Annotated in this window: 26 protein-coding genes and 1 tRNA gene; 15 read left to right on the top strand and 12 right to left on the bottom strand. The window is 68.9% G+C overall.

Annotated elements, in window-relative coordinates; genetic code table 11:
* Positions 1–17: 17 nt before the first annotated feature.
* The 3 genes from FR742_RS40670 to FR742_RS40660 all read right to left on the bottom strand — a co-directional run bounded on the left by FR742_RS40670 (position 18) and on the right by FR742_RS40660 (position 1,325).
* Positions 18–644, bottom strand: a complete 627-nt coding sequence (locus FR742_RS40670; RefSeq protein ID WP_148036512.1) for a glyoxalase — start codon at positions 642–644, stop codon at positions 18–20.
* Positions 645–752: 108 nt separating this feature from the next.
* The gene (locus tag FR742_RS40665; RefSeq protein ID WP_148036511.1) at positions 753–1,070 is read right to left on the bottom strand and encodes a hypothetical protein; all 318 of its coding nucleotides are present in this window, start codon (positions 1,068–1,070) and stop codon (positions 753–755) included.
* A 93-nt stretch (positions 1,071–1,163) separates the two neighbouring features.
* Positions 1,164–1,325, bottom strand: coding sequence for a MerR family DNA-binding protein (locus FR742_RS40660; RefSeq protein ID WP_261809048.1), 162 nt, complete (start codon positions 1,323–1,325; stop codon positions 1,164–1,166).
* Between the two features lie 201 nt (positions 1,326–1,526).
* On the opposite strand from FR742_RS40660, the gene FR742_RS40655 reads away from it, so the two are divergent.
* Positions 1,527–1,985, top strand: coding sequence for a hypothetical protein (locus FR742_RS40655; RefSeq protein WP_148036510.1), 459 nt, complete (start codon positions 1,527–1,529; stop codon positions 1,983–1,985).
* A 205-nt stretch (positions 1,986–2,190) separates the two neighbouring features.
* Here the strand turns inward: FR742_RS40655 and FR742_RS40650 are convergent, their stop codons facing one another.
* Positions 2,191–2,511: a GYD domain-containing protein gene (locus FR742_RS40650; RefSeq protein WP_148036509.1), complete on the bottom strand. Its 321-nt coding sequence runs from the start codon at positions 2,509–2,511 to the stop codon at positions 2,191–2,193.
* A 327-nt stretch (positions 2,512–2,838) separates the two neighbouring features.
* Between FR742_RS40650 and FR742_RS40645 the strand changes: the two genes are divergently transcribed.
* The 6 genes from FR742_RS40645 to FR742_RS40620 all read left to right on the top strand — a co-directional run bounded on the left by FR742_RS40645 (position 2,839) and on the right by FR742_RS40620 (position 6,238).
* Positions 2,839–3,207: a DUF4440 domain-containing protein gene (locus FR742_RS40645; protein ID WP_148036508.1), complete on the top strand. Its 369-nt coding sequence runs from the start codon at positions 2,839–2,841 to the stop codon at positions 3,205–3,207.
* Between the two features lie 164 nt (positions 3,208–3,371).
* Positions 3,372–3,872: a hypothetical protein gene (locus FR742_RS40640; RefSeq protein ID WP_148036507.1), complete on the top strand. Its 501-nt coding sequence runs from the start codon at positions 3,372–3,374 to the stop codon at positions 3,870–3,872.
* Positions 3,873–3,944: 72 nt separating this feature from the next.
* Complete coding sequence (locus tag FR742_RS40635) at positions 3,945–4,463, top strand: SPFH domain-containing protein (protein WP_148036506.1); 519 nt, start codon at positions 3,945–3,947, stop codon at positions 4,461–4,463.
* Between the two features lie 22 nt (positions 4,464–4,485).
* A complete protein-coding gene (locus FR742_RS40630; RefSeq protein ID WP_222708802.1) occupies positions 4,486–4,803 on the top strand; it encodes a transposase in 318 nt (105 codons plus the stop codon).
* Positions 4,800–5,723 carry an IS3 family transposase gene (locus FR742_RS46270; RefSeq protein WP_148028989.1) on the top strand — a complete coding sequence of 308 codons (924 nt, stop codon included), beginning with the start codon at positions 4,800–4,802 and terminating at the stop codon, positions 5,721–5,723. The genes FR742_RS40630 and FR742_RS46270 overlap by 4 nt, the downstream gene beginning before the upstream one ends.
* A 95-nt stretch (positions 5,724–5,818) precedes the next feature.
* Positions 5,819–6,238 (top strand): hypothetical protein, encoded by a 420-nt coding sequence (locus FR742_RS40620; protein ID WP_396990791.1) that lies wholly within the window; start codon positions 5,819–5,821, stop codon positions 6,236–6,238.
* Between the two features lie 42 nt (positions 6,239–6,280).
* On the opposite strand, the gene FR742_RS40615 is transcribed toward FR742_RS40620, so the two are convergent.
* Entirely contained in the window at positions 6,281–6,925 is a 645-nt protein-coding gene (locus tag FR742_RS40615; RefSeq protein WP_148036505.1) for an NADPH-dependent F420 reductase, read from the bottom strand.
* Positions 6,922–7,776, bottom strand: a complete 855-nt coding sequence (locus tag FR742_RS40610) for an MBL fold metallo-hydrolase (RefSeq protein WP_148036504.1) — start codon at positions 7,774–7,776, stop codon at positions 6,922–6,924. The genes FR742_RS40615 and FR742_RS40610 overlap by 4 nt, the downstream gene beginning before the upstream one ends.
* Before the next feature lie 111 nt (positions 7,777–7,887).
* Between FR742_RS40610 and FR742_RS40605 the strand changes: the two genes are divergently transcribed.
* The 4 genes from FR742_RS40605 (at position 7,888) to FR742_RS40590 (ending at position 11,646) form a co-directional block, all read left to right on the top strand.
* Positions 7,888–8,214, top strand: a complete 327-nt coding sequence (locus FR742_RS40605) for a helix-turn-helix domain-containing protein (protein WP_148036503.1) — start codon at positions 7,888–7,890, stop codon at positions 8,212–8,214.
* Positions 8,215–8,356: 142 nt separating this feature from the next.
* Positions 8,357–9,919, top strand: coding sequence for a PP2C family protein-serine/threonine phosphatase (locus FR742_RS40600; RefSeq protein WP_148036502.1), 1,563 nt, complete (start codon positions 8,357–8,359; stop codon positions 9,917–9,919).
* On the top strand, positions 9,916–11,019 hold the full coding sequence (locus tag FR742_RS40595; RefSeq protein ID WP_148036501.1) for a B12-binding domain-containing protein: 1,104 nt from the start codon (positions 9,916–9,918) through the stop codon (positions 11,017–11,019). Before FR742_RS40600 ends, FR742_RS40595 begins: the two co-directional genes overlap by 4 nt.
* Before the next feature lie 285 nt (positions 11,020–11,304).
* Positions 11,305–11,646 carry a DUF1540 domain-containing protein gene (locus FR742_RS40590; protein WP_261809047.1) on the top strand — a complete coding sequence of 114 codons (342 nt, stop codon included), beginning with the start codon at positions 11,305–11,307 and terminating at the stop codon, positions 11,644–11,646.
* Positions 11,647–11,748: 102 nt separating this feature from the next.
* Here the strand turns inward: FR742_RS40590 and FR742_RS40585 are convergent, their stop codons facing one another.
* Positions 11,749–12,042, bottom strand: coding sequence for a hypothetical protein (locus FR742_RS40585; protein WP_222709276.1), 294 nt, complete (start codon positions 12,040–12,042; stop codon positions 11,749–11,751).
* A gap of 297 nt (positions 12,043–12,339) precedes the next feature.
* On the opposite strand from FR742_RS40585, the gene FR742_RS40580 reads away from it, so the two are divergent.
* A complete protein-coding gene (locus tag FR742_RS40580) occupies positions 12,340–13,101 on the top strand; it encodes an endonuclease/exonuclease/phosphatase family protein (protein ID WP_148036500.1) in 762 nt (253 codons plus the stop codon).
* Positions 13,102–13,413: 312 nt separating this feature from the next.
* Positions 13,414–13,746 (top strand): divalent-cation tolerance protein CutA, encoded by a 333-nt coding sequence (gene cutA, locus FR742_RS40575; RefSeq protein ID WP_148036499.1) that lies wholly within the window; start codon positions 13,414–13,416, stop codon positions 13,744–13,746.
* A 466-nt stretch (positions 13,747–14,212) separates the two neighbouring features.
* Here the strand turns inward: cutA and FR742_RS40565 are convergent.
* Positions 14,213–14,297, bottom strand: a tRNA-Tyr gene (locus FR742_RS40565).
* Between the two features lie 261 nt (positions 14,298–14,558).
* Between FR742_RS40565 and FR742_RS40560 the strand changes: the two genes are divergently transcribed.
* Positions 14,559–15,050, top strand: a complete 492-nt coding sequence (locus FR742_RS40560) for a YajQ family cyclic di-GMP-binding protein (protein WP_148036498.1) — start codon at positions 14,559–14,561, stop codon at positions 15,048–15,050.
* Between the two features lie 94 nt (positions 15,051–15,144).
* Here the strand turns inward: FR742_RS40560 and FR742_RS40555 are convergent, their stop codons facing one another.
* Both FR742_RS40555 and FR742_RS40550 read right to left on the bottom strand, forming a co-directional pair.
* On the bottom strand, positions 15,145–16,026 hold the full coding sequence (locus FR742_RS40555; protein ID WP_148036497.1) for a xanthine dehydrogenase family protein subunit M: 882 nt from the start codon (positions 16,024–16,026) through the stop codon (positions 15,145–15,147).
* Positions 16,023–18,533: a molybdopterin-dependent oxidoreductase gene (locus tag FR742_RS40550; RefSeq protein WP_148036496.1), complete on the bottom strand. Its 2,511-nt coding sequence runs from the start codon at positions 18,531–18,533 to the stop codon at positions 16,023–16,025. Before FR742_RS40550 ends, FR742_RS40555 begins: the two co-directional genes overlap by 4 nt.
* A 94-nt stretch (positions 18,534–18,627) precedes the next feature.
* Between FR742_RS40550 and FR742_RS40545 the strand changes: the two genes are divergently transcribed.
* On the top strand, positions 18,628–19,212 hold the full coding sequence (locus tag FR742_RS40545) for a TetR/AcrR family transcriptional regulator (RefSeq protein ID WP_148036495.1): 585 nt from the start codon (positions 18,628–18,630) through the stop codon (positions 19,210–19,212).
* Here FR742_RS40545 and FR742_RS40540 read toward each other — a convergent pair.
* Together FR742_RS40540 and pstB are read right to left on the bottom strand one after the other, a co-directional pair.
* Positions 19,188–19,907 carry a response regulator transcription factor gene (locus tag FR742_RS40540; RefSeq protein WP_261809046.1) on the bottom strand — a complete coding sequence of 240 codons (720 nt, stop codon included), beginning with the start codon at positions 19,905–19,907 and terminating at the stop codon, positions 19,188–19,190. The two genes, FR742_RS40545 and FR742_RS40540, sit on opposite strands and share 25 nt — an antisense overlap.
* 22 nt (positions 19,908–19,929) lie before the next feature.
* Positions 19,930–20,757, bottom strand: a complete 828-nt coding sequence (gene pstB, locus FR742_RS40535) for a phosphate ABC transporter ATP-binding protein PstB (RefSeq protein ID WP_222709350.1) — start codon at positions 20,755–20,757, stop codon at positions 19,930–19,932.
* Positions 20,758–20,774: the final 17 nt, after the last annotated feature.

Genomic DNA, 20,774 nt, shown 5'->3' with positions numbered 1-20,774 from the left:
CCACCCCGTGTCTCTGGTCACTTTCCGTGGCGAGCGGGAGCCGCCTCCCAGACGAAGCCGTCCGGGTCGGTGAAGGGCCCGGCGTCGCCGCCGATGGCGAGCCGGTGCGATCCGGTGCCCTCGGGAGCGACGCCGGCGACCTTCGCCAGGGCACGCCTCTTGTAGAGCGACAGTGTGACGGGACTCGACGGGGTGGCGAGCTCGACGTACTTGCGGCCGTAGCTCTTCGCCACGGAGAAACCGCGGTCGACGTAGAACTTCTTGCTCGCGGCCACGTCTTCCACTCCCAGTTGGAGCACGATCTCGTCGATCTGCGGGGAGGCCGGGCCGGTGTCCTTCTTCGACGAGGAGGCGACCGTCCAGATCGCCCCGCCCGGGTCCTGGACGACACCGCCATACCCCCACAGCGACTTCGCGGCCGGCTTCAACGCCGTGGCACCGGCGTCGACGGCGGCATCGATGAGACCGTTGACGGTGGCCGGCTGGGACACGACGAGCGACAGCGTGAATCCGCGGAAGCCGGTCGTCGGCGCCTCCGAGGCCCGCAGACGCAACCAAGCGTCCGAACCGGGAACAGTGGTGGTGAACCGGGTGGCCGCCGTGGGGTCGGCAACCTCTAGGGTGACGAATTCGATGGAAGCCATAGCAGTCACGCTAGACGCGGCCCGGTGATCCCCACTTCTCGAATCCTGATCGGTCTGGTCATGCCGGCTCCGGCCCACAGCGGGGACCGGCGCCGCGGCGCTCGCGGGTCAGCGTGGACGGCCGAGAGCGGCCTCGGCCAGATCGGTCCACTTATCGGCCGAGGAGTGAGGCACGACCACCCAGTCCTTCACCACCCTGCCCTGCCCCGTCGGATCGAACAGGGACGCCCCGGCCAACTGGAGCGCGGCCGCGTGCTCGGGAGTGTCCCTGACCAGCCGGAACACCATCGCGCCGTCACGCTGCAGGCTCGCGAACACCTTCCCCGCCTGGTCCTTGAGCGCGGGACGCCCCATCATCCTGGAGATCCCCACACCCAGATCAGCCAGCTCCGCGCCGACCTGCTGGAAATCCTCTTCCGCGCTCATCGTCAGTAGGCCCCGGAACTCCCTCGTGACGCGATCGTCTCGACCCCGCCTCCTGCAGCACGGCGATCATGCTAATCGTCCCGGCAGCACCGATCAAGGCCGGGCGAAAGGCGCCGGCTCGGCGATCCGCGCGTCCACCTCGGCGATCTTCGCCTGGGCGCCGGCCCGCAGGTCCGGGGTGGGGTGGCCACGCCGCCCGGTGTCGATCAGCTCGGCCACCTCGTCCAAGCCGAGCCGCTGAGCGGCCTTGATCACCGATAGCAGGACGACGGTCTCCGGCGGCAAGTACCGGCTTACCGTCGACACATGACCACTACCAGCGCAGATCCCCACCATGATCACGATGGGTCACTGAAGTACTGGTCGGTCGTTCGCTCAACAGGCGCTCCACAGATTCTCAACATCGGCCTGGCTACCTTCGCGGTGTCCAGTACGACGAGCACCAAGGAGAACCCGATGCGAACGCTCAACACGATGGTCCTCGGTGCGGCGGTCGCCGCCGCGGCTCTGACCGCGGGCGCCCCCGCGCAGGCCGCCGTCCAGACCAGCGCCCAGACCTCCCCCACCACCGTCACCCCGGCCGCCGCGGCGACCGGCTCGACGGCGATGTCCTGCCGTGAGGTGCGTGTGTACCGTCCGGAGATGCGCAAGGGACACGTGGCCGCGACCGGCTGGTCGAGAGGCTGCTCCCGCAACCAGCGCACCAAGATCATGCTTCAGCGCAAGCGCTGGTACGGCTGGCAGAACATCTCCAGCGCCTCCTGGTACGGGGCCGGCAAGAAGACGTTGTACAAGGGCTGCAAGCGGGGAACCGTCTTCACCTACCGCCTGCAGGGCCAGGTCAGCTACTACGCAGGAAGCAAGTACGTCGTCCGTAACGGCTGGAGCCCCAAGATGCGCGCGAAGTGCCCGTGACGCGCTCCGGTGACCACCCAGTACTCCAGTGACTGATCTCGAGGCGTTGGGGTCGCGTGGAGACGGCCACCGCGTGATCATCCGGAGTTCGCGGACGCGCGGTGGCCGCGAGCGTAGGCCCTGACAGCTGGATGGTCATCGTCAACGAGCCGGCCTTCCACCGCTGCCACGCGCCAGCCCGGCCTGAATCGCAATCACCCGACTGTCACGCGCCAGGAGCCCGGTACGCCACCTCCATCCGCGTGGCGTCGTCGATCTCCTCCGTCGTCAGCAGGACGGTCGTCTTCGTCCGTACGGCCCCGGTCGCCGATATCGTGAGCCCCACAGCGGCCGAAGCCGCATTGTTCGGCAGGTCGAGAACCACATACGTGTCCGTCTCGCCGAACGCGAAGTACATCTGCTCGACCCGGCCACCGACGCTTTCCGCCATGCGCTCCACCGCCTGCCGACGCCCGGTGCCGCCGTCTCGCAACACTCCTTTGAGGCCGTCTGCGGTATAGGTCGCCTGAATCAGGTACTTGGGCATGGTCGAGTCCCTCTTCTCGTGCCGCCACCCTGCACTGGGGCGGCCATCGCGGTCACGGGATCGAAGTTCTCGGCTTCAGATGACGGTAATCCCACCCTCTGTACTGATTTTCCCCTGTCGCAGCCTCACGCCGCGAAGCCAGCAGTTGCGAGGATCTCAAGCTTATGAGGCGACAAATGACCGTAGTGGTTCTCCTGACGGCCGCATCCACCGCGGGTCCGCCCGTACGGGATGCCGTGATCACGCCTGCCACTCACACGCCTCGCTGACCTGATCATCCAGGAGCCGGGGTGCCCCGCCGGAGACGTTGCCCATAAGGTCCTTGGCATGGTCGACCAGCGAACGGATCCTGTGGAAGCTGCTGTGGCCGGAGAGCTCCGGCTTCTCGATCCGACCGTGAGATCGTCGGCGAATCTCATAGCCGAACTCCTGCATCCAGAGTTTAAGGAGATCGGCGCGTCCGGCCGTCTCTGGAGCCGATCGGAGATCATCGCCAGCCTGGTTGAAAGTACTCGGGAATCCGACGAGCCCATTCGAGTGAGTGACATGACAGGGCTGCTTCTTGCCCCTGGCGTGGTCCACCTGACCTATGTCTCCGACAACGGCGGACGGCGTGCCCGCCGGAGTTCGGTGTGGCGCTGGACTGACGCGGGCTGGCGGCTCTACTTCCACCAAGGGACCCTGAGTTCTGACTGAACCGCTCAGGACTGGGAGACGGGCCGCAGGCGCCGGCGCACCCGAGCAAGGGCGGCTTCGTCACAGACATACGCGCCGTCCATACTGTGCCCGCCGCGCTGGACGAACTCGGTCGAGAGTGTTCGAAAAGAGGCGGACGAGTCATGCTGACAGGTGTCGAGGGCGTGAGCAGACTCTGGAGCAGGCAGATGATCAACGAGACGCCGTACCTGCGGCTTCAGGCAGACTACGTCGGCCGGTTGGGGGTCGAGGTCGGCATCTTCGTCGCCGTCGACCACCTGCGACGCAAGAACTTGCTCACGCCGGAGGAGGAAGAGCTCTACTTCGACATCGACGACTGGTTCCGCGAGCACCTGCCCGAGCCGCCCTTCTACGCGGACGGGAACACCATCGGCGCGATCACCTGGTTCAAACACGCCACCACGGGCGCGATGCTCACCCGTCTCAGGCCGCTGCGGGACCTCCTGTCGGTGCACGACGTGCGATGCGACCTCGTACGGGCGAGCGATCCAGGCAAGCTCGTCTACGAGGACGAGTACCAGGTCGGCGTGATTCCCAGGATCCGGAAACGCCCCTCACAGCTGCCGCCCGGCGTCACACTCGGACCGACCACCTCGGGTTCCAAACGGCACCTCGCCCGCCGTCCACCCGGCCGAAGCCGCTGACCAGGTCTTGACGCCTGCCTTACCGACGCGGGCGGATGCCCGGATCTAACCTTGAGCTGGAAGGGGCATGCCATGATCACCACTATCGTGATCGGGCTGATCGCCATCCTCGTAGCTTTGCTGGTGGTCAGCGTCCGAGTCGTCAACCAAGTCGAGCGAGGCGTGGTCTTCCGCTTCGGCAAGGCTCAGCAGGAGATCCGCCCGCCAGGGCTCACCTTCCTCATCCCGGTCGTGGATCGGATGAAGAAGGTGAATATCCAGATCGTCACGATGCCGGTGCCCACGCAGGAAGGCATCACCCGTGACAACGTCTCCGTCCAGGTCGACGCCGTCGCGTACTTCCGGGTCGAGGAGCCGATGCGGGCGGCCATCGCGGTGCAGAACTACCTGTTCGCGATCGAGCAGGTAGCCCAGACGTCACTGCGCTCGATCATCGGCAAGAGCGATCTGGACGACCTGCTCTCCAACCGCGAGGAGCTGAACAAGGGCTTGGCGCTGATGATCGACAGCCCCGCTGGGCTTCCCCTCGTAACGTGGAGACCGAACCAGGAAAGGTTTGGTCGTGGCAGGAGTCACGAGGCGTCGCTTTGATCCGGAGTTCCGGGCTGGGGCGGTGAGGATCGTCAGGGAGACCGGCAAGCCCGTCGCGCACGTCGCGCGGGATCTGGGCATCAACGAGTACACGCTGTACAACTGGGTGCAGATGGACCGGCTCGCGGCAGGGCAGGCCGGTGGCGACAGCGGAGGCGGGACGCTGAAGGAGTCGGCGGAGGAGGAGCTGGCGCGGCTGCGGCGGGAGAAGGCCGAGTTGGCCCGGCAGCACGCCAAGGAGAAGGCGGCCTGGGAGAAGGAACGCGCGGAGCTGGAGGACGAGCGTGATGTCCTCAAGCGTTCCGTGGTCTTGTGGGTGAAAGAGGCGATGGGCCGGTGAGCGTGGCGGCCTTCATCTGCTCCCAGAAGACCGACTACGGCATCGACCACGCGATCTCCTGCCGGGCGCTGGAGGTCTCCCAGTCGTGGTTCTACAAGTGGAAGAACCGCATCGGGGCGAATTCGCCGACCGCCCGCCAGCAGCGGCGGGCCCGGTTAGATGCGGAGATCAAGCGCCTGTTCGCGGCCTCGGGCGGTACGTACGGCTCACCGCGGATCACCCAGGACCTGCACGAGGCGGGCTGGCGTGTGTCAGAGAACACCGTGGCCAGGCGGATGGCCGAACTCGGCTTGGCTGGGCGGGCGCCGAAGAAGCCTCGTTCGCTGACCCGGCAGGGCAAGCGGCCGGCCGCGCCGGATCTGGTGCGGCGGAAGTTCACCGCGGTCGCTCCGGACGTGCTGTGGGTCGGCGACGTCACAATGATCCACACCGATGAGGGGCCACTGTACTTGGCCTCGGTGGAGGATCTGTTCTCCCGTCGGCTGCTGGGCTACGCCATGTCCGAGCATCACGACGCGGCGCTGACGGTCGCCTCGCTGCAGATGGCGGTCGCCACCAGGGGCGGCGACGTGGACGGGGTGATCTTCCATTCGGACCGCGGGTCGGAGTACACCGCTGCCCGCTACCAGGCCGAATGCCGCAAGCACGGGGTGGTGCAGTCCATGGGCCGGGTCGGGTGCGCGCTCGACAACGGGGCTGCCGAGTCGCTCAACAGCACGCTGAAGGTCGAGTTTGTGCACCGTCACCACTTCCGTACCAGGGCGGAGGCCCGGCTGAAGATCGCGACCTGGATCGCGGACTTCTACAACGTCAAGCGGAGGCACAGCGCCAACGACGGGCTGCCGCCTGTCACATTCGAGCGTCAGATGATCGAGACGAGGCAAGCATCATCGGCCCTGGTGAGGGCCGCTGTGGCATAGGACCGTCTCCACGGTTTGAGGGGATTGACACCGCGCTCGGCTGGGGCATCCACATCGACCGCGTCGAGATCAAGGATGTCCATCTTCCCGAGGGCATGAAGCGATCCATCGCCCGCCAGGCCGAGGCCGAGCGGGAGCGCAGGGCCCGTGTGATCACCGCGGACGGGGAGTTCCAGGCCGCGCAGAGGCTCGCCGACGCCTCGGCCATCATGAACGAGGCCCCCGGCGCGCTCCAGCTGCGCCTGCTGCAGACCATGGTGGAAGTGGCGGCCGAGAAGACCTCCACGCTGGTCATGCCGGTGCCCGTGGAGCTCCTGCGCTTCTTCGAACGCTCCGCGAACAGCGCCCCGGTCCCGGAGACCACGGAGCAGTCCGCCAGTTCCTCAGAGGAGGAGCCCGAAAGGCAGCCGGCCGTGACGAACTCCGCCACGCCCGAACTGGCCCCGTCAGGGCGCTCCTTCGACCGGTCCGCCGCGGAATCGGCCATGAAGAACGGCGCCTCGCGTACTCCATAGACCATCAGCCTCTCCAGGACCGGATGGGACGGGTCCGCTCCGTCAGCGGAGGATCGCGAAGTTGAAGTCCGAGGTCCGCAGGGTGCCGCTGAGAGATATCCAGAGCAGCACGAGGGGCTCGACGCAGCGGGCGGCGGACAGGCCGCCGAGGTCGAGGATCTGCCGATCGGCCCAGCCGAACGACTTCAGCAGATCCGCGACTTGCGCCCTGGCGGCCTGGTCGTCCCCGCACACGAACACGTTGTGCGGTCCCGGGACCTGCGCCGGATCAGTCATCAGTGTGTTGTGCATCGTGTTGAGCGTCTTGACGATGCGGGTGCGGGGGAAGGCTTGCTGCAGTTGTTCGGCGACGCTTCCAGCCGCGGGCACGACCAGCCGGGGCGGGAAGCCCTGCGAGAAGTCCAGCGGGTTGGACACGTCCACCACGATCTTGCCGTCGAGGTTGGCGGTCCCCGCGGCCTTCAGGGCGGCGAGTGCCACGAGCCCGCCGGTGGCGTTGACGACGAGCTCGCCGTGGGTGGCCGCGCCGGCGAAGGTGTCGTGGTGCCCTTGATGCTCGCGCGCCCACGCGGCGGCGACCGGATTGTCCGCCGTACGGGAGCCGAGCGTCACCTCGTGGCCGAGACCGGAGAGCTTGGAGGCGAGCCGGCGGCCGACGTCTCCGGTGCCCAGGACCCCGATCTTCACTGCTGCGTCCCTGGTGCCGGTTCACGGTGCTCGGCGGCCAGCTCCGCGGCGACGGCGTCGGCGCCCAGCCCGACCAGCCAGTCCAGCCGCGCGTCGGGGGAGAAACGCGTCATGGTGCGCGTGAGCTCACGCTTGTCGTCGTCAGTGAGGCTGGAAGCTCCGCGGGCGAGCCGTTCGATCGTCTCGCGGTACATCATCAGGTACCGGCGTTGCGCGTCCAGCATGGAAGCATCGCCGGACGGCCCGTGACCGGGCAACAGCGGCACCCCGCGGAGGTCGCGAGCGATCCGATCGAGGGCGGCCAGCCAGTGCCCGGAGTGGCCGTCGCTCAGGTACGAGTGCATCGACCCGAACGCCAGGTCCCCGATGAACGCGGCACGCCGGTCGCCGCTCCGGGCCACGATGTACGAGTCGGCGTGGCTCTCGGCCGGGCCGATGTCGTGCACGGTCACCCGCAGGCCACCGACGTCGACGCCGTCGCCGGTGGCGAGCAGATGCTCAGGCACCCGGTAGCGGTCGGGCCACTGGTCGCCGTACACGGGCCGCCATTGCTCCCGCTTGGCGTCGGCGCTCTGCTCGATCTCCTTCGCGACGGCCGCGGTGGCGTACACGGGGACGGTTTCGGGCACGACGTACGGCAGCCCGTTGAAGTGGTCGGGGTGTGGATGGGTTACAAAGGCGGCCAGCAGCGGCTTGCGCAGCGCGGCGAGGCGGGCGGCCAAGGCCTCGGCATCGGCGACCAGCAGGTTCGCGTCGATCAGCACTACGCCGTCGTCCGTCTCCAGCAGGTAGCTGTTGGCGAAGATCCCTGGCTCTGCGGCGGTGTAGACATGACACTGGAAGTCCGTCATCGGCGGCGTCTCTCTTCCTTACGTTCGCGGTGCTGTCGAACGTAAGGGCTGGGACGCCCGTCTCCCAGAAGGCACTTTGAAGTGCCCTTGCCACTCCCACCGGAGGCGCCCGTGGACCTGACGATCCCTGACGTGCTGGAGGAGTCCTGTGCCACCCGCCAGGCGTTGGAGCGGCTGGCGGCCAAGTGGCGGATCCTGCTGATCTACGCCCTGATGGACGGCCCGCAGCGGCCTGCCCGCCTGCGCCACCGCCTGCCCGGCATCACGCAGAAGGTGCTGACCGAGACGCTGCGCGGCATGGAGGCGGACGGGCTCATCACCCGTGACGTCCACAAGGAGACCGTTCCGCAGCACGTCGAGTACGCCCTCACCGATCTCGGCAGGTCCCTGCAGGAACCCCTCGCGGCCATCTGCGCCTGGGCCGCCGAGCACGCCTGACAGTCGGCGAAGACGGCCGCCGGCTACACGGCGCGTCCTGCGGCGAAAAATGACACAACATCAATTGTCCGGCGAGAAAGCCATGTACATCCCGGCAGTACGGTTGAGGTTTGACAGCGATCGCGCACGAGGCAGGATCGGCATGCTCGGGGAGGACTCGCCGTACCCACTGGTGGTGACCGGCGTCTCAGGCGCCGTCGAACAGGCGAACGAGGCCGCCCGGTCGCTGTTCCACGACGGGCCGGCCTGGCTCGCCGAAGCCCAACGCGGGCTCTCGGCTCGCCTGACGACGGGCCGGGAGGGCCTGGCGTGCGCGCCGGTCCGCGGACCGATCGGTGAGCGAGTGTTCGAGGCGCATCCCGTGTGGGCCGACGGCGGCCACGTCACCTGGTTGCTGATCGACGTCACCGGACAGCAGCAGGCCATGGAGACCTTGCAGGCCGAGCGCGAATCCGTCTTGTCCATGGTGCAGGCCGCCACCGACTTGTTGTCCACCCTGAACCTCGACCGCTGCCTGGAGACCACCGCGCGGCTGGCGGTGCGGCATCTCGCCGAGTCCGCGCTGGTCGTCATGCCGCTGGGAAGCCGCCAGTACGAGCTCGCCTTCCGCACTTCGGAGGGCGAGGCCGGACGCGAAAGCGTGGACCTCGACCCGCGGACGATCCCGGGGCTCAACGAGGCGTTGCAGGGGTTCCCGCCGGTGCCCGCCCGCTGGATCGACCCCGCCCTGGTGCCCGGCCGGGTGCTCCCCGGTCGGCGGCGCGGGATCCGTTCCGCGGCCGTGATCTCGCTGCCCGGACACGGCATGCCCGTAGGCGCGCTCGTCCTGCTGCGCCATACGGCCGGGTTCTCCCCCCGCGAGGAGATGTTCGCCCGGCTGTTCGCCGCGCGGGCCGGCACCGCGATCTCCAGCGCCCGCCTGTACTCCGACCAGGTGGCCATCACCGAACTGCTGATGGCCGGCCTGCTGCCGCCGGTGATACCGCAGCTGGACGGCGTCGAAGTGGCGGCCCGCTATCGGGCGGCAGGCGGCAGCTCGCGGATCGGCGGGGACTTCTACGACGTGTACCCGGCCGTCGGCTCGGGGCGGCACTCCCTGGTGGTGCTGGGCGACGTCTCCGGCAAGGGGCTGGAGGCCGCTGTCCTCACCGGGAAGATCCGTGACACGTTGCGCGCCCTGCTGCCGCTGGCCGATGACCACCAGCAGGTGCTGGAGCGGCTCAACGACGTGCTGCTCGCCGGCGAGAGTCTCCGCTACGTCACGCTCGTGCTGGCCGGCGTCGAGCGCCGAGGCACGCGAGTCGCCTTGCGGCTGACCAGCGCCGGGCATCCGCCGCCGATGATCGTGCGCGACGACGGCCGGGTGGACGTCACCACAGCCCACGGCACGGCGATCGGTCTCCTGGACGAGGTCACCAGCTCCACCGAGACGGTGCTCCTGCAGCCCGGGGAGAAGTGCCTGCTCTATAGCGACGGCGTCATCGAGGCCAGAGGAGGGCCGCTCGGCGACGAGTGGTTCGGCGACGAACGGTTGCGCGAGGAACTGCGGCGGAGCGTCGGCGTGCCGACGGACACCCTGGCGGAACACGTGCAGATGCTCGCGTTGCAATGGGCGGGCGACCGTGAGCACGACGACATAGCGATCGTCGCCATCGGCGCCCCAGGTGAGGCACCCCCCGCGGCGACCGGAGGACCGGGGCCGTGAAAGACGACATCGAGCAGTACGTCGAGGCGCTGCGGGCGGCGGCGACGGCCGGCGACGAGTACGCCGCGGTAAAGGTGGCGCAGGACGCGCACGACGCCGGTGTCTCCTTGGAGCGCCTCCTCCTCGACGTCGTCGCCGTCGCGCAGGCACGCATCGGCGAGGAGTGGGCGGCCAACCGCCTCACCGTCGCCCAGGAGCACATGGCGACCGCCGTCAACGAGGGCGTGCTCGCCGTCCTCGCCAACACGATCGACACGACGGACCACGGTTCCGCGCCGCTCAAGTGGCGGCTCTGCGTGGCGTGCGTCGAGGGCGAGTGGCACACCTTCCCCGCCCGGTTGCTGACCGAGGTGCTGCGGCTGCGCGGCTGGATGGTCGACTACCTGGGAGCCCATGTGCCGACCCGGCACCTGATCGTGCACCTGCACAGGACGGCCCCGGACATGGTCGCGCTTTCCAGCTCGATCGCCACCCGCCTGCCCGCTGCGCACTCCGCGATCAGCGCGTGCCAGGCTGCCGGCACGCCCGTGCTCGTGGGCGGCGCCGCCTTCGGCCCCGACGGCCGTTACGCCCGCCTGCTAGGAGCCGACGCCTGGACGCCCGACGCCCGTGCCGCCGCTGACCTGCTCGACGCCGGGCCGCTGCCCCGGAGGCACGCGCCCGGCCTGAGCGCCGAGCGGCGACCGCATCTCGCCTCCCATGAGTACGCCCTGTTCACCGACCGCAAGCCAGACCTGGTCAGAGGCGCCCTGGAAGAGCTGAGCCGGCGCGTTCCCGAGACCGGGCCCCGGCCTGCGGAGCCGCCCGTCCTCACCGCGGAGGACGTGGCGTTCACCGTCGATTTCCTGGGCACCGCCGTGTACGTGAACGATCCCGAGCTGTTCGTCTCCTACACGAGGTGGCTGGCATGGACGCTCACTCAGCGCGACGCGCCGCCGCGCGCACTGACCGCCGTACTTGACGCCCTGGGCGCCCGCCTCACGGGCCTCCCGCACGCCCTCGACACTCTGGCACGGGGCCGTGAGGCGACGGCGGGCTCTCAGCAGGCGGGCGAGTCTCCAGAAGGTGAAATCCCTCCTCGTGAAAATGGACAGAGGTAGTGAACAGGTACTGAGGGTGGGGGAGACATGGCGCAGGTCGGCTGCTGTACTTCCCGGCTGTACCGTGCGCATTTCCTTGGGTGGCCCGAAGCACACCCAGCCAGCGGAAAGTTGCCAAGATCCTTTGTACGTACAGTGATGGGCCGCGGCCTACGGTCGCCCTCGATGACATCTGGCTGCGTACCCCAGAAACGCCAGAAAGGCCGCGAAGCCATCGCAAACGGCAAAACTTCACCCTGCTTCATGACGACTCAGAGTGGGCTCACCGGAGCTGGGGCAGCATCTGTGAGCGGTTTCGACAAGCCGCTCACCGGCGCCACTTCAACGTCCCGGAGGATCCCGATGAAGATGCCTGTAGTGAACGAATGCGAAGTGGATGCGTGCGCCTACAACACCGACCGCAGATGTCATGCACTGGCCATCACCGTAGGTGATATCCGCCATGCCCATTGCGACACCTTCTTCCGCACTTCCGCCAAGGGCGGCGATCCCACCACCGTGGGCCACGTCGGCGCGTGCAAGATGTCCGACTGCCGGCACAACGTCCAGTTCGAGTGCCAGGCTCCCAACATCACGGTCGGCTATGTGGAGAACACCGCGGACTGTCTCACCTATTCGCCCGCCTGAGGCCCACTCGAGCTCGGCACGGTAGCGGGTCATCGACTCGACTGCCACCCTCTTCGTCCTCAAGGTCATGGGAGGGTTGCACTCCCCACCGAAGGCAGACTGTCAAGCGGCCATCGTCAGCGTGGGGGTTCCCGGCCCGTCAAGCTCGTCCAGCGCCACTCGTCGCCCAGAGATGGCCAGGAGGAGCGAACGCGCGGTTCCGCTCACTTCCAGGCCGTTTCCGATCGACAGGTCGGCGTCCGTCGCCGTAAGCCGGACACGCGCCATCAGTTCCTTGGCCCCACCGAAAGCCGCTGGCGTACGAGCCTGATAGCGCAGCGATCTGACCACAGCCGCCTGCGGGTAGACGCGGGTGAGCCCCAAGGGCCGAGGGATCTGCGGCAACAGGCCGCTCACGACGGCATCCGGCTGCATGACCCCTGAAACGCAGAAGAGGCCCCGTAGGGCCTCTGACCTGCTGCTACTGCTGGTGGCAAGGTGCAAGGGTCGAAGTTCCAGGCTGCGTTAGGCCTCTGACCTCCGCGTACAGCTCTCGCTTGCCTCCACCGGGGAAGGCCATCCCGCGTATATCTCACGAGGCCAGGCACGATTGAGAACCCAGCAGATGACTGATTAGTACCTATGCCCGATTAGTAACACCTGCCAAGATTTGTTGGAGCGGATCGATCAGGCGGTAGCGGTGGAGGCGCGGGCATGAACTGGGCAGAACCGTACGGACCCGTGATTGAAACTCGCGTGCGCCTACTGACCTGGAACGTGTGGGGCGAGCACGGCCCCTACGCCGAGCGCGCCGAGCGCATCGAAAAGGTGATAGGTGAACTGGCGCCCGATGTAGTGACTCTGCAGGAGCCGACCGGGCATACGTTCCGCTACAAGCACACCGCAGTGGCCTCAGAGAAATCCTCATGCGCGTTACTGTCACGCTGGCCGATCGCGCGAAGTGAGGAGCGGCACCTGCCGGGCGGTGCACTGCCGGGCCACGCGTTGTTCTGTGAGCTGGCGGGACCACGGGGCCCGCTACAGATATTCAGCGTGATGATCGGCGCGTATCGGCTGGATGAGTCGGAAGCTCGCCAAATGCAGGTGCGGGCATTAACCGCTTTCGTGGGCGAGGTGGCCTCGCGGCGACGTCCAACAGTTGTCTGCGGGGATTTCAACGCGTCGCCCGACAGTGACGAGATCAGAATGCTGACCGGACGTAGCGCACCAGGGACGCCCGGCGTGGTCTTCTACGACGCTTGGGAGATCGCTGGCGACGGCGGTCCTGGGTACACATGGAGCAACGCCAACCCATGGGCACGTCCTGGACTTTATCCCGATCGCCGCTTTGACTACGTCCTGAGCGCCTGGCCGCGTGCAGGAGGGGCGGGGCATCCGGTGCGCTGCGAGGTGGTGGGCGCTGGCCCCCAAACCGCCTCTGACCACTACGCCGTACTGGCCGAGCTGCGGTATTGATGCAGTTCAGGCAGTAGCAGCGATCGGCCCCACCGCCCCGGTGTGGCCGATCGCCCCCAAGCATGTACGGCGTCCAGCCATGCAGCGGCGATCGTGGGCCTGCATCTGTGCGGCGACGCGGTAATCCCCGACCGATGCGTTCGGTTGGTGCGGCGGGGCCGACGTGCAGTGCCCGGCCCGGTGTCCGCCGCCGTCCGGGACCGGCCCCCAGGCCGTACGCCCGGACGGCGGGCGGGCCGAGGGCCGGGGGGTACGGCGGCACGCCGCGTCGGCGCTTGATCCCTACAAGAACGATTCGGCAGTGTGAGCGGCATGGCCGAGTTCGTTGAAGTCCATGTGACCGCGCCGGATCGTGATGTGGCTGAGCGGATCGCCTCGGCGGTGGTGACTCAGCGCCTAGCAGCCGCAGCGCAGCTCGTCGCCCCGATCACGTCCGTCTACTGGTGGCGTGGGCAGATCAACCGGGCTGATGAGTGGTTGTTGTTCATGAAGACTACGACGGAGCGGTTCGACGAGTTGGCCGCTGCGATCAAGGATCTGCACCCTTACGAGGTGCCGCAGATCTTCGCCGTTCCACTGGTGGCCGGTACGACTGACTATCTGCAGTGGATCAGGCGAGAGACGTCACCAGTGCCCGGCGCGTAGCGATCAGGTTACCGAGGAGTTCGCGGGCGGCGGGGTCCTGCTGGCTGGCGAGTGTCTTCTCTACGGTGCTGAGGTGTTGCAGACCCCAGGTCGACTCCGTGCACTGGGCTGAGGCCAGGGCGCGGCGGGCGTAGGTGACGCCGTCCTCGACTTCGTGAAGGCATACGTCGAAGCGCGCTGGCCGCACGCGGCTGCCAAGAGCCGTGACAGCATGTCCGACGCCCTGGCGACGGCTCTCCCGGCGTTGACGACGGAGAAAGCGGGGCGGCCAGATTCTGTCCTCCGTACGGCCCTGCGCCAGTACGTCGTCCTACCCGAGGACAAGCAGCGCGGGCCTCGACCTGGGGAAACGCCCCTACATCCATCCCGCGTATCTCCCGTGACCACCGACAAACGGCCGCTCAGGGCTGCATGACCCCTGAAACGCAGAAGAGGCCCCGTAGGGCCTCTGACCTGCTGTTACTGCTGGTGGCAGGTGCAAGGTTCGAACTTGCGTAGGCTGAGCCGACGGTTTTACAGACCGCTCCCTTTGGCCACTCGGGCAACCTGCCGTGTCTTCCGCTCTCGCGGCGACAGAGAAAAGGATAGCGGACTTCCGCAGTGCACGTGACACCAGTTTGTCCCCGTCCCGAATCACTCCGACCCCCTCGTTCCCGCGGGCACCCCACCGAGGTCAGCCCCAGGACACGGAGCTTTTCCACAGGGCCGGAGGCGGACCCTGCACCGGGCGGAGATGCTGGCTAGGCTCGTGGGCTGGATGCGTTCGGAGTCGGACGCTCACCGGTGCTGACGCAGCTGAGAGGAAGTGTGCTTTGGCCGATTCATCGTTCGACATCGTGAGCAAGATCGACCGGCAGGAGGTCGACAACGCGCTCAACCAGACCGTGAAGGAGATCGGGCACCGCTTCGACTTCAAGGGTACGGGGGCGAGCATCAGCTGGTCCGGTCAGGAGCATATCGAGATCAAGGCCAACAGCGAGGAGCGGGCGAGCGCCGCGCTCGACGTGTTCAAGGAGAAGGTGATCAAGCGCGGCCTCTCTCTGAAGATCCTCGACGCGGGCGAGCCCAAGCTGTCGGGCAAGGAATACAAGATGCTGGTCGCGCTCAAGGAGGGCATCGACCAGGAAAACGCGAAGAAGATCTCGAAGATGATCCGCGACGAGGGCCCCAAGGGCGTCAAGGCGCAGATCCAGGGCGAGGAGCTGCGGGTCAGCTCGAAGAAGAAGGACGACCTGCAGGAGATCATCGCCCTGCTCAAGGGCAAGGATCTCGACATCGCCCTTCAGTTCACGAACTACCGGTAGCGGAGCGGGGCGCGAGGCCGTGCGCGGTCGTCGCGCTCCCGCCGGCACCGTAGGCGGTCGGGAGCGCTTTCCCCCACCCGGCCGAACACGCTGGTCAGGAGGGTGCCGTGGCCTGTTCCAGCACCTCCAGCACCGTGGCCGTCAGCAGCGTGACCTTGTACCCGTTCGAGGCCGTCGGCGCGCACCGGGAAGCGGCCCGCCCGGCCGCCACCTCCATGGGCTCCCCCGCGGCGAGAGCCTGTTCCACCTCCGGCAGCCGCAGCGGGACGCGGGCGACGCCTCCGACGCTCACGGCCGCCGCGCCGTCCGGCGTCACCCGCGCCACGGCCTCCACCAGCGGCCACTCGGCCTCAGACCGGCTGGTGGCGCGGTGGTACGCGGCCCGTTCGCCGGCCACGGGCGGCGGCAGGTGGACCGCCAGGAGGATCTCCCCGGGGTCGAGCAGATGGTCACGGGTCGGGTCGGATCCGTACAGCGAGCCGACCGGGAAGGGGCTCCTCCCGTGCGCCTCCACCTCGGCGGCGTAGACCAGCAGCGCCATCGCGAGAGACGACGGGTGCGGGGCGACGCACGGGCTGGTGTCGATCACCGCGGAGTAGAGGCCGAGGCCGTCGCGGGCGGGGCAGGAGTCGCCGCCGTTCTGGTGGCAGGAGAAGGCGGGGTTGCGGAAGTACGAGCAGCGGTTGCGCTGGAGCAGGTTGCCGCCGATGGTGGCCACGGCGCGGATCTGGGGTGTGGCCAGTGCTCCCGCGGTGAGGGTCAGGGCGGGGTAGGCGGCGCGGAGCCGTTCGTCGCGGGCGATCTCGGCGATCGTGGTCAGCGCGCCGATGTGGGCGGAGCCGTCCGGCTGCCAGGTCACGCCCGACGGCCCCGGCAGGTCCCGCAGGTCCACGTACGGTCCGGTGCCCGGCAGGCTCATCAGGTCGGTGCCGCCCGCGCGGAGCCGGCCGTGCGGCGGGTTCTCAAAGATGGTCACGCTCTGATCCCTTCGAGGAGCCGGTCGGGGCGGATGGGCAGGTCGTGGGGGCGCCAGCCGGTAGCGTTGTGCACGGCGTTGGCGACGGAGGCGGCCACGCCGATCGTGGAGACCTCGCCCAGGCCGACGCCGCGGCCGTTGACGTGGTCCCAGCCGTCCTGGTGGAAGTGGATGGTCATCTCCGGGGTGTCGCCGATGCCGGGGATGCGGTAGTCCTCCAGGTTCGCGGTGAGGACGGTTCCGGTGGTGGGATCGACGTGGCGTTCCTCGTACAGGGCGTAGCCGATGCCCTGGATGATGCCGCCCTCGCACTGGTTGCGGGCCGGTCTGTCGGCGTAGATGTGGCCGGTCGCGATGCCGCCCCAGACGCGCAGCGGCCTGACCGTGCCCATGCGGGTGTCGACCTCCACTTCGGTGACGTGGACGGCGCCGCTGAATCCGCGGCCGAGCGCCATGCCCTGAACCGCGAACGGGGTCACGTAGCCGCCCCGGTCGCGTCGCCGCTTGCCGACCACCTTGGTGCCCGGAGTCATGCCCTGGGCCCGCAGGCGGCGGGCCGCGTCGCGTGCGGCGGGGGCCACCGACGTGGTGGTGCGGCTGCCCAGGGACGCCGGTCCCGGCACGGTGCCGGATCTGCCGATCTCGACGCGGATCCGGTCGGCGGGCAGGCCGAGCTCCTCGCGCAGGATGCCGGCGATGACGCTGCGGATGCCGGTCCCGATGTCCTGCGTGGCGGTGCGGGCCACCACCACGTCGTCCTCGACCTCCAGCTCGACCTCGGTGCCGGGGCTGACCGCGTAGAACCAGTTGGCGGCGGCCACGCCGACGCCGCGGCGGTGGCGGCCCGTCTGCGATCCGGTGCGCGGCCTGTCACGCCAGAGGGGCAGCTCCGCCGCCCGTTCGTAGAGCGCGCGGCGCTTCGGGTTGCCGTCCCAGCGGCGGCGCAGCGCGATCGGGTCCTCCTCCAGGCGGTGGGCCATCTCGTCGACGGCCTGCTCCAGGGCCCACAGCAGGGGCGGGGCGCCGGGGCCGCGGAACGGCGTGCCGGGCGGCTCGTTCGTGACGACGTCGAAGTCGCGCAGCCGCCGGGGCGCGGTGCCGTACACGAGGCGGGCGTGCAGGGCGACGGCGGATCCGACGGACACGCCGCCGCGGCCGTGCACGTCCACGGCGAGGGCCGACAGATCGCCCTTCTCGTCGGCGAGCAGGGCGATCCCGGCCCGGGTGCCCGGCCGGTTGCCGGCGTCGGTGAGCTCCTCGGCGCGGCTGAGCACGACGCGTACGGGGGCCCGGCAGGCGCGGGCGAGCTCGACCGCGGCGACCGTCTCCACGGTGATCCCCGCCTTGGCCCCGAAGCCGCCACCGACGTGCTCGGCGACGACGTGGACCCGGTTCGCGTCCAGCTTCCATCGCTTGGCCGCCCGCTCGGCGGCCATGGCCACCGTCTGGGTGGACAGGTGCAGGTGGAGGTCTCCCCGCTCGTCCCATCGGGCCACGCACGCGTGCGGCTCCAGCGGCGTGTGGACCTGCACGGCGGTGGTGTACGTCCCGGTTACCAGGAGCGGGTCGGCGCGCCGGCGGGCGGCCTCGATCCGTTTCACCGCGGTGCCGCCGCGCCGGCTCGCCCCGGTGAACGGGCCGTGCACGTTGCCGTTCCAGCCGCCGGGCAGCGTGAGCCCTTCCCCGGAGGACGGGGCCTTCTTCCTGGTCCGCTCGTCGTAGACCGGCGGGGCGCCGGGCGTGTCGTCGAGCGCGGCGGGGAGCGGCTCGTAGCCGATCCTGGCGGCCTCCGCGACGGCCAGCGCCTCGCGGCGCGTGGGCGCGGCGACGGCGGCGATCGGCTGGCCGGCGTAGCGGACGATGCGGTCGGGCGGCAGCAGGTCGACCGTGGTCCCGTCCACGTCGACCGAGGTGACCAGCGCGTGCGCCCGGGTCGAACGGATGATCACGCCTTCCCACTGGCCGTCGTGCCGGATGTCGGTGGTGTAGCGGGCGCGGCCGGTGACCTTCTCGACGGCCTCGACCCGGGCGGGCGTCGTGGTGCCGGCGTCGTGCTCGCCCCGGCACGCGGCCTCGATCGCGGCGTAGATCCCCGCGTACGCTCCGCAGCGGCACAGATGACCGGCCATGGCGGCGGCGATCCGCTCGCGCGGCGGCGCGACGTCACCGTGCTCTTCGCGCCAGGCGTCGACGAAGGCGGCGGCCTCCACCACGAAGCCGGGCGTGCAGTAGCCGCACTGCAGCCCGTCATGGGCCATGAACGCCCGCTGCACGGGATGGTCGAGCCCTTCGGCCGTGACGACGGCCCGTCCCTCCACCGCGGTGGCCGGGAGCAGGCAGCTCACCTGCGGGGCTCCGTCCACCTTGATCGTGCACGCTCCGCAGACTCCGGTACGGCAGACCGCTTTGGCCCCGGTGAGGCCCAGGCCGTCGCGTAGGACGTCGACGACCACGTCGTCCGGGCCGGCGTCCGCCTCGGTGGGCACGCCGTTTATGGTGATTTTCATGTCACTCCTGCTGACGCCGTCAACATCGGATGTTGACAGTGTCAGCTACCATCGCTGACGTTGTCAACATGGGAGGTCGTGAGAGGGTGGACGCATGGTGGACGACACCAGGAAGCGGCTGATCGAGAGCGCGCTGAGCCTGCTGCGCGAGGAGGGCCTCGACGCCGTGACGTTGCGTGCGGTCGGCGAGCTGGCCGGTCTGTCGCGGATGGCCCCCTACCGGCACTTCACCGACAAGACCGCCCTGCTGGCGGCCCTCGCCGCCCGGGTCATCACCGACCTCAGCACTCACGTCGCCGCCGCCGTCCTGCGCCACGCCGGCCGTCAGGAGCGGCTCCGGGCCTTCTACGGCAGCTACGTCGAGTACGCCGTGGCGCATCGCGAGGAATACCGGCTCGTCTTCGCCTCGGCGTTCTCCGCCGGCGACCATCCGGAGATGGAGAAGGCGCTCGACGAGGTGATGACCGCGCTCAGCCTCGACATCACCGACCACGGGCCGGTCAACAAGGCCACGATGATGGCCCTGATGTCCACCGCCCACGGCCTCGCCGAGTTGGCGACGGCGGGCCACTTCGCGCACAAGGCGATCCGCCTGCAGGACATCATCGACGTCATCATCAAGGGCGTCGGCCGGGCCGGTGAAGACGCGGCGGGTCAGCCGGGGGCGACCAGGCGGTAGCCGACTCCCCTGACGGTCTGGATCAGGGTGTCGTCGGTGTCGCCGAGACGGGCGCGCAGGCGCTTGACGTGCACCGCGATCGTGTTGGTGGCGATGTTGTCCCCCGAGGCGTGCCAGACGTGCCGCATGATCTGCTCGCGGGTGACGGTCCTGTCGAGGTTGCGCATCAGGTAGTGGAGCAGCTCGAACTCGCGCAGCGGCAGGTGGACGACCCGGCCGGCGACCTTCACCTGGTAGGCGTCGGCGTCGAGCTCCACGTCGCCCACGGCGATGAGCCGGCCGGCCTCCCCCGCCGCCGTCGCCTGGATCAGGGGCAGCAGCTCGTGCAGCCGGTACGGCATGGCCACGCACGCGGTCGCCCCCGCCGTGAGCGCCTGCACGGCCAGCTCCGCGTGCCCCTCCCCGATGCCGAGGAGCACCGGCATCGGATGGCTGATGCGGATGGCCCTGACGAAGTCCACGGCGCTGATGAGCGGCAGCGACGCGCTCACCAGCACCACATCCGGGCGCAGCGCTCCCGTCTGGATGAGCGCCTGGGCGCCGTCGGCCACGCCCGTGACCTCCACGCCCTCGCGGGCCAGGGCCGCCGCGAGCACCTCGACCCCGGCCGAGTCAGGGTCGGCCACCAGCAGCAGCGGCACCGAAGGCGCCCCCGCCCGCGCGCCCCCGCCGAGCGTCGCCTGCGGCTGGATCACCCGGGTCCTCCTCTGAGTCGGGTCACCCGAAGCGACCGGTGATGTAATCCTCGGTGCGCTTGTCGGTCGGGTTCGTGAAGATGCGGCTGGTCTCGTCGAACTCCACCAGGCGGCCGTGCCGCTCGCCCTTGTCGTCCACCTCCGCGGTGAAGAACGCGGTGCGGTGGGAGACGCGGGCGGCCTGTTGCATGTTGTGCGTGACGATGACGATCGTGTAGTCGCGCGCCAGCTCCTGCATCAGGTCTTCGATCTTGGTGGTGGCGATCGGGTCGAGCGCGGAGCAGGGCTCGTCCATGAGGATCACCTCGGGCTTGACCGCGATCGCCCGCGCGATGCACAGCCGCTGCTGCTGGCCGCCGGAGAGGGACAGCGCGTTCTGCTTCAGCTTGTCCTTGACCTCGTCCCACAGGGCCGCCCGGGTGAGCGCCTCCTCGACGAGGTCGTCCATCTTGCCCTTCAGGCCGTTGACGCGGGGGCCGTAGGCGATGTTGTCGTAGATGGACTTGGGGAACGGGTTCGGCTTCTGGAACACCATGCCGATGCGCCGCCGGACCTCGATCGGGTCGACGTGGTCGCCGTAGAGGTCCTCGTCGTGGTAGAGGATCTTGCCTTCGGCGCGGGCGCCGGGGATGAGGTCGTTCATCCGGTTGAAGCAGCGCAGCACGGTGCTCTTGCCGCAGCCGGACGGGCCGATCATGGCAGTGATCTCACGATTGCCGATGATCATGTCGACGCCGCGGACGGCCTCGTACTCGCCGTAGAAAACACTTAGACCCGACACGGTGAAGACCGGGTCGAGGGATTCGATGGTACGGGGGGCGCCGGGGGCGTTGACCGCGATGTTCTTCATGGTTGTCGTCTCTGTCT

This window comes from Nonomuraea sp. C10, from assembly GCF_008017515.1.
Taxonomy (GTDB): Bacteria; Actinomycetota; Actinomycetes; order Streptosporangiales; family Streptosporangiaceae; genus Nonomuraea; species Nonomuraea ferruginea.
The sequence above is the reverse complement of the archived record's forward strand: the minus strand, read 5'-3'. Positions and strand labels throughout refer to the sequence as shown.